Source organism: Microvirga makkahensis, assembly GCF_009830105.1.
Classification (GTDB): domain Bacteria; phylum Pseudomonadota; class Alphaproteobacteria; order Rhizobiales; family Beijerinckiaceae; genus Microvirga; species Microvirga makkahensis.
Map to the genome: position 1 here is coordinate 1 of NZ_WURB01000035.1, position 13,313 is coordinate 13,313.

Genomic DNA, 13,313 nt, shown 5'->3' on the forward strand with positions numbered 1-13,313 from the left:
CTCCGGCAGCCGGGCGTGGCCGTCTTTATGACAGCGGCTACGCTCAACCATCCTAGTCGGGACCGCAGCGCCTCGGATCAGAGCTGTCGTATGAGCCTTTGCATGGCCACGCTTGTGCCAGGAAGCTTGGCCGGAGCCGATCGGAATCTGCAAGGATCTGGCCCTGGTGATCACGGAGCGTTCCCGTCCTATTCGGAACGGCTGGACTGCCATCGAAAGCGGAGCTTCGAGCTCCTTCCGTTCAGTGTCGATAGTGTTGAAAAAGTCCGCAACGTCCGTTTTTCGTGTCGGCAACATACAGGATGTTGAGCCTCGTCTGGTACGCCGACGCTAGTAATAGGCCGACAAAGTAGTGCCTGGGATTTTTTCAACGAAATCTGCCATTACCGGACCTTGGCCCAAGGCCGCTTGGGAGAAACGGCAGGCATTGTCAGTCCCGTTGCCGCTCCTCCCACGCACGGGCGATGCGCGGCAGGCTGGTCTCGATCCAGTCGGCCAGAACCCGCACCTTCTCAGCCGCCTCCCGTCCCAGGGGCGTCAGGCTGTACTCCACGTGCGGCGGCACCACGTCGTAGGCGATCCGCTCGACCAAGCCGTCGCCCTCCAGCCATTGCAGCGTCTGAGCCAGCATGCGCTCGCTCACTCCACCCACGGCCCGCCGCAACGCGCTGAAGCGAAGCGTGTCCGTCTCCAACGCCATCAGGACCAGCACGCCCCAGCGGCTCGTGACGTGCTTGAGCACATCCCTGGACGGACAGGCAGCAGCCATGAGGTTGCCGCGTTGGAGCTGCTGCGACAGCGATGCGGGGTGCTCGTCCGGGCCCATGTCGACTTTCTCTATACTAACATTTGTGTGCGTACTTACGGAAAGTAAGTGATGTCTGTGTATCACACCCACCGTTACCCGCAAAGGACACGCACCCATGACCATTGCCATCCCCGGCGCCACCGGACAGCTCGGCCGCCTTGTCGTCGACAAGCTCAGGGCCAAGGTACCTGCAAGCGAGATCATCGCGCTGGTGCGCACTCCCGCGAAGGCCGCCGACCTCGGCGTCGCTGCCCGGGAGGCCGATTACACCAAGCCCGAAACCCTCGACCAGGCGCTCACCCGAGTCGACACGCTGCTGCTCGTCTCCTCGAGCGAGGTCGGCCCGCGGGCTGTCCAGCACCGCAACGTCATCACGGCGGCCAAGCGGACGGGCGTGAGGCGCATCGTCTATACGAGCCTGCTCCGGGCTGACACCACGTCCCTGACCTCCCTGGCGGACGAGCACCGCGCGACCGAAGCCGACCTGAAGGCATCGGGCATTCCGTTCACGATCCTGCGCAACGGCTGGTACACCGAGAACTACACGCGATCGGTCGGCGGCGCGGTGGCCGGAGGTGCCTTCATCGGCAGCGCCGGAGAGGGCATGATCTCATCCGCCGCACGTGCCGATTATGCGGAGGCTGCGTCCGCCTAGTTGCAGTTCGTTTCTGCCCGCTACCGTCCTGAATCCCCGGAAATTTCAGGTGCTTTAGCGATCAAGGCTGTCCGATGCTGTTCATTTTGTCCTATACAATCCGGCATGATTTGTGGGCTGGATTGTGGGGCAAGAGTTGAAACGGGCAGGGCGGCACCCAGACAAAGCTCTTTCTGCGCTTCGCGTTCGGCAGCTGAATACGCCGGGCCGGTACGCAGATGGCAACGGTCTTTATCGAGTCGTCGAGCCATCTGGGGCCAAGCGCTGGATTCTCCGCACGGTCGTTCGGGGCAAATGACGTGATATCGGCCTTGGAGGGCTTGCACTAGTCCCCCTCGCCGAAGCGCGCGAAAAGGCCTTGGCTTACCGCAAAATGGCCCGCGAAGGCGGCGATCCCCTAGCCGAGCGCAGAGCGCAGGCCCGCATCCCGACGTTCGCCGAAGCGGTCGAGCTTGTCTATACCGAGCACAAGGCCAGCTGGAAGAACGCCAAGCACGCGGCCCAGTGGATCAACACCCTGAAGCAATATGCCTTCCCGGAGCTCGGCCTACGACGGGTCGATCAGATCGACACCCCCGATGTCCTCCGCGCGTTAGGCCGATCTGGCTGACGAAGCACGAGACAGCGCGCCGGGTCCGACAACGCATTGGGACCGTTCTCGATTGGGCGAAGGCTGCAGGCTACCGCAATGGCGAGAACCCGGTTGATGGTGTCACTAAGGGGCTCCCAAAGCAAAATGACCGTGACGACCACCATGCGGCGCTGCCTTACAACGAGGTCCCGAACTTCGTGGCGAAGCTGCGTACCAGCGAGGCGAGCGAGACGGCTCGCCTCGCCTTCGAGTTCCTCATCCTGACGGCCTGCCGAACCGCAGAGGTACTTGGTGCGACTTGGTCAGAGGTGGACCTCACCCAGCGGGTCGGGACGGTTCCGGCAGACCGGATGAAGGCCGGCCGGGCACACCGGCTGCCCTTGACAGATCGGACTATCGAGATCCTGAAGCGTGCGTGCGAGCTGTCGCCAGAAAGCGAGCATGTGTTCCCCGGCAGGTCTAGCACGAAGCCGCTGTCTATTAGATCGCTGCTCAAGGCCTTACGCGTAAACAGGCGGGGGAAATGGCTGAAGCCCTTGGCTGTCAACTAGGCAGCCGGTCTTTTTAACAGGCGCGTTGGGTCCCCGACGAACATCCTGCAGGCGCTCCAAGTAGGGCGTGATGGAAGCCGGCCTTCCCCAGGCGCGGACGTCACGACCGGGCCCTCCTCGTGCGCACCATCAGCATCTGCCGGCATACCGCTACTGTTCGGCTCAGCAGGATGCGGCCTGCTGAGCCTAGGCTTGCCCCATCTAACCCGTTGGTGCAGGGCATGATCCCTGCTTCAAGAAGCCACGTCGTACCGCCTGTGAGTGCCTTTGGCGCATCCAACAGCGTAATTTTAGCGCGCACTGGGGACAGATAGGGGACAACTGCGCGACTCCTGCATCCAGTATGTTCTCGACGTAAACCAAACGTCCCCACTTGCGCCGGGAGCAGACCTTTACACGGCCGCGCTGAATGGCTGTCCCTGACCCATAACGGACCTTTACCTTCATTCTGAAGGGCCGCCAACAGTCAAGCGTTTGAGCTGTCAACGATTCCGGCAGCTTGCAAGATCACGCAGCGTCTATACCGCATGTCAACGCTCGATCATCTCCCGAATGCGGATGGCCAGCGACTCGACCGCAAAGGGCTTTGTGATCATTTTGGCCTCGACCGGGAGCGGACGGGTCTCGTCACCACGGGCCTGTTCGCCTGGTCACGCAACCCGACATTCCTCGGCATGATGGCTGTGGTGCTCGGCGCCTTCCTCGTGGCTCCGCCCGCCGTCGCGGCGGTCGTGCTCGCCATCGCGTGGGTGGCCTTCTCGGGTCAGATCCGCATGGAGGAGCACCTGCAATGCATGCACGGTCCCGACTACGAGCGATACCGGACCGCCGTCCCGCGCTGGATCGGTCGTACCGGACGTCCGCGCGAGGTGCATGCCGGCCGAGGCGATCCTGTGAATCACGGGTAGCAGAAGCTCAATGCCTCAATCCTGCCGGACTTGAAGGGAGGATCTGCTTCGGATCGGCGATGCCCGCGACACGGCGGACACGAGGCCGACAAATACGGAAACGGGGAACCGTCCGGCGCCAACGCTCGGACGGATCAGGAATGCGAGGTCCCCATGATCAAGCGTATCGCATTGGCTGCGAGCCTGACGCTCGCGCTCGCCGCCTGCCAGGGCGAGAACAGGTCCACGCGCCACCTGGCGCCGATCCCGCCCGCCACCATGGCGCTGATGGCCTCTAAGGGGATGTCGCAGAGCGACCCGATCCTGATGCGGGCCTACAAGAAGGAATCCGAGATCGAGGTCTGGAAGCGCGGCTCCGACGGCAGGTACGCGCTCCTCAAGACCTACCCGATGTGCCGCTGGTCGGGCCAGCTCGGGCCGAAGACCCGCGAGGGCGACCGCCAGGCGCCGGAGGGCTTCTACACGGTCACCCCGGCCCAGATGAACCCGAACTCCAGCTTCCACCTCTCGTTCGATCTCGGGTACCCGAATGCGTACGACCGCGCCCATGGCCGGACGGGCGCGCACCTGATGGTGCACGGCTCGTGCTCGTCGAGCGGCTGCTTCGCCATGACCGACGATGCGATTTCCGAGGTGTATGCCCTGGCCCGCGAGTCCTTCGCCAGCGGCCAGCGCAGCTTCCAGTTCCAGTCGTATCCGTTCCGGATGACGGCGGAGAACCTGGCGAAGCACCGCCTCGATCCGAACATCGCCTTCTGGAGGAACCTCAAGGAGGGCTCCGACTACTTCGAGGTCGCGAAGGACGAGCCGCAGGTATCCGTAGCCAGCGGGCAATATGCGTTCAGCGGCGACGCCTTGATCATGGCGGCAGTGGCCCAGAAGCGGCAGGACGACGATCGGCAGGTCGCTGCATTGGCGGCCAAGGGCGTGCAGCCGATCAGGCTTGTCTATGGCGACGGCGGACAGCACCAGAGCTTCCGTCAGGCGCTGTCCGGGAATGACGGCTCGCTTGCCGTCGATGTCAGCGCCCGCAATCGTCTTGGCGACGTGAGCCGCCCCGAGGCCTTGGCCTCCGGGCCGCAGGAGGTCGTCCTTGCCGCGAACGGGAAGCCGAGGCAGGGAGTGTCATCGACGCTCGCCTATACCTCGCAGAAGCCTCAGGGAGGCCGCGTACCCGCTGGCGAACCCATCCGACAGACCGCTCCGGCAGCGACGGCAGCGCCCGTGCCGACGACCCAAGCATCAGGAGGTGACGGGCGCTCGGTGCTCGAGCGCTTCCGGGGGCTGTTCGGCGGGTAGGAGCCGTGGGGCCGCGACGGAAATGCTCCGCCGATCCCATTTGATGTGTAGGGACCTGCCGGCCTTGGAGCACGATCATCCCAGTGCGCCGCACGCCCTGAATAGCCCGGAGTGTGGGCGCCGAAGCGAAAGGAACACGGTATGGCGAAGAATACGATCTGCCTCTGGTACGACAAGGACGCCGAAGCTGCCGCCCGCTTCTATGCCGAGACCTTTCCTGACAGTGCGGTGCATGCCGTGCACCGGGCGCCCGGCGACTACCCGTCCGGCAAGGAGGGCGACGTCCTGACGGTGGAGTTCACCGTTGCGGGCGTCGCCTGTCTCGGCCTCAACGGAGGACCCATGTTCAAGCACAACGAAGCCTTCTCATTCCAGATCGCCACCGACGATCAGGAGGAGACCGACCGCTACTGGAATGCCATCGTCGGCAACGGCGGCCAGGAGAGCGCGTGCGGCTGGTGCAAGGACAAGTGGGGCGTGTCCTGGCAGATCACGCCACGCGTCCTGACAGAGGCGCTGGCGGCAGGCGGCGCGGAAGCCAAACGCGCGTTTGATGCGATGATGGACATGACGAAGATCGATGTCGCGGCAATCGAGGCGGCGCGGCGCGGCTGATGCTCCATCGCGTATGGCGGCAAATTCGCTGCCAACAGGTGCCCTCTCCTGACACTTCTCGGAAGTAGGCCGAGAGTCTGTCCAGCAAGGAACAGTGGACACATTGCTGGAGGGCATGGGATCGTCAGTGCATGACCCAAAGCCGTCCTTAGAAGGGAGCACAATAGGAGAGAAGTTAAGAGCACCGTGAGCCAGAATAGGCTTTGATGGATCAAAACCTATTGTCCCTCACCTGCACTTGGCTCAAACAATCTGGTCCAATTCCATCGGATCGGGTCCGGGCTGCAGGATCGCGAGCTTTCCCCATCCCTCCATACGTACAAAAAATACATGCGCGGGTTCGTCGAACTTGGATGGCATGCGTGGGACCATGCGGGCCGCCGATGCGAGTTTATCGGCCAGCTCCCGCATCCTTTCCAGATGCTCCGGCGCAAGATCCGAGAGACCATGCCTTGCGGCAAAATCCCTGATTTCATCGGCATCGTCTGGAACCGGATGGGTCATGAGGATTTCCTTGCCGTTTCGAGGAGGGCTGGGCGGCGCTCGCGCCAGGGCGTCGCGCGCTCGTAGGCGGCAGCGACGCGAAGCAGCATCGCCTCTGCATAGCGATGCCCGACCAATTGCCAGCTGAGGGGAAGGCTCGCATCCGAGAAACCGGTGCATTGGATGAGGGCTGGATGGCCCGACAGGTTGAACGGCGTCAGGGCCGTGTTGCCGATATAGTCGAACATTTCTTGGCCTGATCCGAGCAGCGGCGCGGGCTTCAAGGTCCCGAAGGTTACGAGCGCGTCGAACGGGCGAAGGAACGTTTCGACCTGCTCCGCCACCGCACGGCGGAATCGTTGCGCCGCGACGTAGTCCACGGCCCGAACCATGGACCCGCTGAGCAGCTTATCGCGGAGAGCGAAACCCATCTCGCCGGCCCGTGTGCGCATTTCCTCCTCGTGAATGGCGGCCGACTCGGCGGGGCCGATCATTCGCGTGGCGGAAAAGCACTCCATGACGCTGAAGGGGAGGCGGGTCTCGACGACATGCGCCCCGAGGCTCTTCAGCACCTCGATCCCGGCGTCGAACGCTCGGCTCATTGCTCCATCGGGAACAGGCATATCCGGCCCCATATCGCGGACCACCGCGATGCGCAGACCCGCAATGCCCAGATTGAGGTCCCGGCCATGGTCGCGCGTTCGCGGCGCCACCGAGGCGGGATCGCCCGGATCCTGGCCGACAATGGCATCGAGCACGAGAGCCTGGTCCTCGGCCGTCCAGGTCAGGGCGCCCGGTGCATCGAGGCTGTAGCAGTTGGGGAGAATGCCGGAGCGGCCGAGCAGACCGTGCGACGGCTTGATGGACAAAACCCCGCATGCCGCCGCTGGAAGGCGGACTGAGCCGGTTGTATCGGATCCGAGGGCAAACAAAGCCGTGCCGGCCGCCACCGCGGCGCCGGCTCCTGTCGACGAGGCCCCGGGGAATCGCTGCGGATCCCAAGGGTTGCGCGTGGGCCGGAAGGGCGTGTCGAAATATTCGCCACCGTTGCCGGTTCCGTATTCCCACGTGGCAAGTTTGCCGACCAGCACAGCGCCAGCGGCCTTCAGCTTGGCGATCAGGAAGGCATCATCGGCGGCAATGCGCCCAAGCCGCAGCCTGGAGCCCGCCTGGCTTGGAAGACCAGCGGTGTCGTAGTTATCCTTCACCCCGAACGGGATCCCGTGCAACGGCCCGCGCCAGCGTCCGGCTGCTATTTCCTGATCCGCTTCGCGGGCAGCCGTACGCGCCCCTTCGGCATCCACATGCACGTAAGTGGCTATTTCCTTGTCCATGCGGTCGATGCGTTCAAGAACGCCTTCGAGCAGATCTGTCGCGGACACATCTCGTGCCAGGAGCATGGCCCCCGCCGATGCGACGGTGGGTATCGATCTCTCGTCCGAAGGCAGGTTTTCAGGCTGGTATGCAGGTGCTGTCGCCATGTCTTGTTCCTTGGTCTTGTTCCTTGGTCTTGTTCCTTGACGTTCGGACTCTCTGCGCGGCCGGCTATGGTCGGTCGCCGGTAATGTGTTCCCGTCGACAGAGCTTTCGATGATGTCATCGAAGCACCGGTCAGGCCGGGGACCCGAACGGCCGAATGCAGCGTATCGGCTCGGCCGCCTTCCGCCGGGCTGTGCCACCGGTTGGGAGCCAGAGAAGTCTTCATCCGGCTCCGTCGCTTCAGCATCCGCAGACGTCGCGCTCGGACGCAACGCCAAATTGTATGCAATGCGGCCCCATGTTCATCCCAGAACTGATCAGAGGCCGTTTTCAGCCGATGATCTTATAGGGTAACTTATTGACAATATGAGTAATTTATGAAGCTGAATGCTGCTGCAATCTTGTGCACGAGCCCGCCGCCTTGTTTGTTGTTGAAGTAAAACGGATCGGAAAATCATTCCGATACATTCCTGTGCCGGTCTTGTCCGCAGCGATCGCTTCATCCGCTCAGGCGCGTCTCTCGTATGCGAATGAGAGTTCGGTGCTTGTCGGACTCTTCATCGCTCGTTTGCCCGTAAGGCATTGATAAAACTCATCTAATTTCTTCTTTTCTAAAGCACCGCGGCGGCCTGCAAAAAGAGTCTTGTCCTAGGTGGCTGGCTCTGCGGTGCCATGGCGCATTTTTGTTGTCCTGCTCGACCTAGTGAAAACGACACTTGCGGTCCGGACAGGATTGTATACGATTTTTTGGTCAAGAAAGAGATTGCACATCCGATGCTCGCTGTCCTTTGGGCCCCCGCCACAATCGCCGCAGCCTTGCTGCAGGCCTTCAGAACCGCCGATCAGCGCGCTTTGGTCGGGCGCATCGGCAATCACGGCGCCAATCTCGCCCGCTATGCCTGGGGAGCGCCCTTCGCTCTCATGGCAGCAGGTGCCGTCTTCGCGATCTCGGGCGTACCGGATTTCAATGCAGACTTCTTCGTGTTCTGCCTCGCCGGAGGCGTAACCCAGATTGTCGCAACAGGTTTGCTGCTGCACTCCCAGCACATCGGCAGCTATGCGGTCGGAACGACATTCTCCAAGACGGAGGCGATCCAGGCGGCGGTCTTCTCGGCGCTTGTGCTTTCCGAAGCGCTGTCGGGCGTCGGTTGGCTTGCGGTTGCTCTTTCCACCCTCGGTGTTCTCATTCTCAATGCCGCTCGTGCGTGGAGCGGCGCCGGTCTGCCGTGGTGGCGCGATCCGGCTGCGCTCGCGGGTCTTGGCTCCGGCGCTTTCTTCGCCTTGTGCGGCGTGGCGATCCGCACGGCGTCGCTGAGCCTGGAAGATGTGGGCCCAATAGAAGCCGCGCTGACCACTCTTGCGGTGACCACGAGCCTTCAGACGCTGATCATGCTCGTCTCCCTTACCTTGGCGGGAAAATCAGGCCTCGGAGATCTCAGGAGCGAGTTGAGGCTCTCTCTCCGGGTCGGCGTCATGAGCGTCCTGGGTTCGGCCCTCTGGTTCCTGGCCATGACCCTCCAGCACGTGGCCTATGTGCGGGCCCTCGGGCAGATCGAGCTGATCTTCATGGTTCTGCTGGCCCGCTTCAGGTTCGCCGAAAAGCTGGGAGTCGCGGAGATCGCCGGCGTGGGTCTCGTGGGAGCCGGGGTGATCGTGCTTTTGCTGCATGGCTGAGGCGGATTGGATGCAATCTTGCGGTATCCAGGTGCCGGTTGTATTGATTGGTCGGGGCTGAACCGGAGAAGATCGATGCCAACCCGTGGCGAAGCCGTGACGCGAATGATCCGTCAGGAGATCATCTCCGGCGCATTCCCCCAAGGGGCCCGCATGAACGAGGTCTCGCTGGCCGGCCGGTTCGGCGTCTCCCGCACTCCGATCAGGAGTGCGCTTTCGAGCCTGTATACGGAAGGCCTTCTCGATTACGCGCCGAACTGCGGCTACATCGTGCGCCGCTTCACAGGTTCGGACGTGGCCAAGGTCTTCAGCGTGCGCGCCTCGCTCGAAGGATTGGTGTGCCGTCTTGCGGCCGAGCAGGGCATATCCGACGCCGAGCACGGGGCTCTGGACAGAGCGATCCGAAACACTGCAGCCCTGCTGCGCGTGGAAAAGTGGGGCGGGGCCGAAGTCGCTCAATGGAACGTGCTCAACAACCAGTTTCATGACACGCTTTATGCTGCGGCCAGGAACGATTATCTGACCACCGCGATCAGGCGGACACGTTCATTGCCACTGTTGAGCAAGAGCGAATACCGTCTGTTCGGCTCCGACGAGATTGCACTGTGGTTCGACCGAGCGGGCTTTCAGCGCTCCCATGACGAGCATGTCGACATCTTCGACGCGATCGCAGGGCGCGAGGGTGTCCGGGCGGAGAGCATCATGCGCGAGCACATTACCCGCGCGGGTCGCGTCCTTGCCCGCGAATGGGACAAGATGGCGGAACGGAGCATGTCTCACTCGCTTCGGCTCGCCGGCCGCGCCGCAACAGCCTCGGGAGCGGCAAGTGCGGACGACGGGCTCGATCCGGACAGCAGCGCGCCGCCTCCCGACACCACGCCGCCTGCCAGGGCGATGCCGCCCATCAGCGCAAAGGCTCCGTCGTAGCCGGCCATGGCAACAAGGCCGCCGAACAAAGGCGGTCCGCAGACCACGCCAAGAAACGTGAAAGTCAGGCAGCCGGAGGTGGCTATCCCGATCCGGGACGGTTCCACCGTGCGCACGATCTCCGACAGGAAGACGCCGTTCCATCCCGAAGCCGTGGCGCCGAACACGAACACCACCAAGGCCATGATCATGAAGGCCCATTGGCTTTCGAGGAGGCTGGTCGCGCCGGCGGAGGCGCACATGAGCACTCCCAGGATCAACATCAGACTGCGCGGCCGGGGCACCCGGTCGGCCGCCATGCCCCAGCCGATACGGCCGAGAATTCCCGCCACCTGACTGACGCCCAGCAAAACCCCGGCCGTGACCAGATCGAGCCCGACCACGCTCACGAGATAGACCGTCAGAAACGACGTCAGGCACAACTGCATTGCCGAGAATGTCAGCGAGCCCGCCGAGAGGCTGAGGAGCGTGCGGTGACCGAAGACGAAGCGTAGAGGCGCGATAAGTCCGGTCGGGCCGGCGGCAATTCCCGTAGATGTCTCATTGCGGATGAGGCTGAGACTGAACCCCAGGATCAATGTCGCCATAAGGGTGCCAGTGCCTATCAGAAGGAATGCTCCCGACCAGCCGTAGGCGACCGTCAACTGCGGAACGAGGAGGCCTGCGGCCAGTCCGCCGGCCGGAACGCCGGTCTGCCGCAGGGAGATCATCAGCCCTATGGTGTTCGGTGTGCTGTACTGTGCAAGAACGAGCGAGGCGGCCGGCGTCAGGGGACCATAGCAGAGGCCCATCAGAAGGGTGGATGCTGCCACCAGGGGGACGAACCCCGTGGCGACGCCCAGGAGCCCCGCACCGGCCAGGGCTACGCAGGCGAAGCTCAGCCGAAGAGGGCCAAATCGCCCGATGAGGGGCTCCGCCCAGGCATTCGAGACAATGGCCGACATATAAACCAGGCCCGTGTAGAGACCGACAGCCGAGGGTGGAAGGTCCAGATCGCTCATCATGGCGGCGGCCGAAATCGGCGGCGCGAATGTCAAAAGAGAAATCGAGACCTGGCAGCCGAAGGTGAGGAGCAGCGGCAGGATCGCCTTGCCCGGGATGAGAGCGCTCATAGCAGCCTGCACGGATTGAGGGAATGAAGCACAATCCTAGCGCAGGACAGTAATTGTACACAATAATGCCAAGCGCACAGATTGTGACCAAGCTTGCGCGGATTCTTCTGAATTGAAAAGTATTATCTTTTCATGACCTTACCTGTTTTTGATCTCATACTGTCGCACATGCCTTGTGCATTGCATCATTCCATATTGCACAAATGTTCAGATGATGAGTGCGCTCGACCATCTCAAACATGGCCCAACGACATTTATTGCCTGATCAAGGCGGCGCCCAACAAAAAAATTCGTGTAATATTCCAATTGCTTAATCAGAAAAACTCCTTGCCTGAAACGTGTTTGGCACGGAGTTTGCTCCTGGCTTGGCGTGGGGCCCGGCGGCGATGATTGCATACAATTGCCGCTCGGGGACCGATGACAGGACGTTCAAGGTTGGAGCTGACCGGAGCCTAGACCGGTCCAACCGCTGCGGCGGCTGAAAGACACTCCAACCGATGCGTGCCTGCCGCGCAAGCACGGAGGGTGCCATGGCTTTGGAGCCAATCGACCGAGAGGAACTAGTGATCCTCGCCAAGAATGCAGGCCTCAATCTTCCCGAGGAATACTTCCCCGATCTCGTAGACGCCTATGGTCATGTCCAGGAGATGCTGGCGCGCCTGCACAGAGGGCGGGCGCGAGGCGACGAGCCTGCTCATGTGTTCGTGCCCAAGACCTTCTTGCCCGCCGGGGAGCAGCCGGCATGATGGACCCGAATTTTCTGACCATTGCCGAGGCGTCGGACCTGATCGCCCAGCGCAAGCTCTCGCCTGTGGAACTTACCGAAGCATGCCTGAAGCGCCTCGATAACGTCGACGACCAGCTCAATAGCTTCATTACGGTAACGGGCGAGCGCGCATTGGAAGAGGCGGGGGCAGCCGAGGCAGAGATCATGCGCAGCGGCCCGCGCGGCGCCATGCACGGCATCCCGTTCTGCCTGAAGGACATCTACGAGACGGCCGGTGTGCGGACGACCGGACAATCGAGACTTCTCGCCGACAATGTTCCGGATACGGATTGCGACGCTCAGGAGCGCCTCGGCCGGGCCGGTGGCGTGCTCATGGGCAAGACCACCACATGGGAATTCGCCCATGGAGGCCCCTCGTGGGATGTCGTTGCACCTCCGGCGCGCAATCCCTGGAACACCGACCATCATCCTGCGGGCTCGTCCTCTGGGTCGGGAGCGGCGGTGGCTGCCGGCATCTGCCCGGCCACCATGGGGACCGACACGGGCGGCTCGATCCGGTTGCCGTCGGCCGTATGCGGGATTGCAGGCATCAAGCCCACCTATGGCCGCGTGAGCCGCCGGGGCGTTCTGCCGAACTGCTTCAGCCACGACTATTGCGGCCCCATGGCCTGGACGACGGAAGACGTGGCGATCCTGCTCGGGATCGTGGCAGGGCACGATCCGCGCGACCCGAGCAGTGCACGCGAGCCGGTGCCCGATTATCGCGCGGCCCTTTCCGGCGAGGTGGCGGGTTTGACCATCGGCGTCCCGTATCGCTGGCTGGAAGAGGAGGCTCCTGCCTCGGCAGAGGTTCGCGCAGCATTCGATGCTTCACTCGATGTCTTCCGCAGTCTCGGCGCCCGGATACGCTCTGTCGAGCTGCCGCCTCTCGAGCAATTCGACGATGCGAAGAAGACGATTGCCATGTCGGAGCTGTTCACGATCCACGAGAAGGATCTGAGGACACGGCCGCACCTCTTCGGCGCGAGCCTGCGCTACCGCATCATCTGCGGCGGCCTGATCCGCGCCGAGGATTACATCCAGGCCATGCGAATGCGTCTCGTGCTGGCGCAGGAAGTACAGGCGGCCTTCGGTCAGGTCGATCTCATCATGCTTCCGACCGCAGAACCCGCCGGGAAGCTCGAAACGACGCCTCACAATTGGCTGTTCAAGCACAAAGGCTGGACAACCGCATTCAACGTCTCCGGAAACCCCGCGCTTTCCGTCTGCAACGGTTTTGCGACGAACGGAATGCCCCTGTCGCTGCAAATCGTTGGACGATTGTTCGACGAGGCGACGGTTCTTCGGGCGGGAGATGCCTACGAAAAGTCGACACCCTGGCGAGACCGCCGGCCGGTTCTTTCGGCCAAAGTCGACGCTTGAGAGCCGATACCGAAGCCTCGCGGCTGAAGAGCGAACGCGATCGCGGGGCTTCCTTGCACAA

The 13,313-nt window shown here is 62.7% G+C and carries 11 protein-coding genes and 3 pseudogenes; 10 read left to right on the forward strand and 4 right to left on the reverse strand.

Annotation, left to right across the window (positions count from 1 at the left end):
* Positions 1-430: 430 nt before the first annotated feature.
* Entirely contained in the window at positions 431-826 is a 396-nt protein-coding gene (locus tag GR328_RS23930; RefSeq protein WP_160888178.1) for a winged helix-turn-helix transcriptional regulator, read from the reverse strand.
* A 97-nt stretch (positions 827-923) separates the two neighbouring features.
* Here GR328_RS23930 and GR328_RS23935 point away from each other — a divergent pair, with 97 nt between their 5' ends.
* From GR328_RS23935 to GR328_RS23955, 6 genes and pseudogenes are all read left to right on the forward strand, one after another.
* On the forward strand, positions 924-1,463 hold the full coding sequence (locus GR328_RS23935) for an NAD(P)H-binding protein (RefSeq protein WP_160888179.1): 540 nt from the start codon (positions 924-926) through the stop codon (positions 1,461-1,463).
* Positions 1,464-1,767: 304 nt separating this feature from the next.
* A pseudogene (locus tag GR328_RS28665) lies at positions 1,768-1,827 on the forward strand (hypothetical protein); the annotation flags it as partial.
* Positions 1,828-1,836: 9 nt separating this feature from the next.
* A pseudogene (locus GR328_RS28670) lies at positions 1,837-2,606 on the forward strand (tyrosine-type recombinase/integrase).
* 527 nt (positions 2,607-3,133) lie between these two features.
* A complete protein-coding gene (locus GR328_RS23945; protein ID WP_160888180.1) occupies positions 3,134-3,514 on the forward strand; it encodes a methyltransferase family protein in 381 nt (126 codons plus the stop codon).
* A 153-nt stretch (positions 3,515-3,667) separates the two neighbouring features.
* Positions 3,668-4,813, forward strand: a complete 1,146-nt coding sequence (locus tag GR328_RS23950) for a L,D-transpeptidase family protein (RefSeq protein WP_343039473.1) — start codon at positions 3,668-3,670, stop codon at positions 4,811-4,813.
* A 141-nt stretch (positions 4,814-4,954) separates the two neighbouring features.
* On the forward strand, positions 4,955-5,428 hold the full coding sequence (locus tag GR328_RS23955) for a VOC family protein (RefSeq protein WP_160888181.1): 474 nt from the start codon (positions 4,955-4,957) through the stop codon (positions 5,426-5,428).
* A gap of 243 nt (positions 5,429-5,671) precedes the next feature.
* Here the strand turns inward: GR328_RS23955 and GR328_RS23960 are convergent, their stop codons facing one another.
* Positions 5,672-5,932, reverse strand: coding sequence for a hypothetical protein (locus GR328_RS23960; protein WP_160888182.1), 261 nt, complete (start codon positions 5,930-5,932; stop codon positions 5,672-5,674).
* Entirely contained in the window at positions 5,929-7,392 is a 1,464-nt protein-coding gene (locus GR328_RS23965; protein ID WP_160888183.1) for an amidase, read from the reverse strand. Before GR328_RS23965 ends, GR328_RS23960 begins: the two co-directional genes overlap by 4 nt.
* A gap of 772 nt (positions 7,393-8,164) precedes the next feature.
* Here GR328_RS23965 and GR328_RS23970 point away from each other — a divergent pair.
* On the forward strand, positions 8,165-9,064 hold the full coding sequence (locus GR328_RS23970; RefSeq protein WP_160888184.1) for a DMT family transporter: 900 nt from the start codon (positions 8,165-8,167) through the stop codon (positions 9,062-9,064).
* 75 nt (positions 9,065-9,139) lie between these two features.
* The gene (locus GR328_RS23975; RefSeq protein ID WP_160888185.1) at positions 9,140-9,991 is read left to right on the forward strand and encodes a GntR family transcriptional regulator; all 852 of its coding nucleotides are present in this window, start codon (positions 9,140-9,142) and stop codon (positions 9,989-9,991) included.
* Positions 9,992-10,134: 143 nt separating this feature from the next.
* Here the strand turns inward: GR328_RS23975 and GR328_RS27775 are convergent.
* A pseudogene (locus GR328_RS27775) lies at positions 10,135-11,103 on the reverse strand (MFS transporter); the annotation flags it as partial.
* 530 nt (positions 11,104-11,633) lie between these two features.
* Here GR328_RS27775 and GR328_RS23985 point away from each other — a divergent pair.
* On the forward strand, positions 11,634-11,849 hold the full coding sequence (locus tag GR328_RS23985) for a hypothetical protein (protein ID WP_160888187.1): 216 nt from the start codon (positions 11,634-11,636) through the stop codon (positions 11,847-11,849).
* Positions 11,846-13,252, forward strand: a complete 1,407-nt coding sequence (locus GR328_RS23990; protein WP_160888188.1) for an amidase — start codon at positions 11,846-11,848, stop codon at positions 13,250-13,252. Before GR328_RS23985 ends, GR328_RS23990 begins: the two co-directional genes overlap by 4 nt.
* Positions 13,253-13,313: the final 61 nt, after the last annotated feature.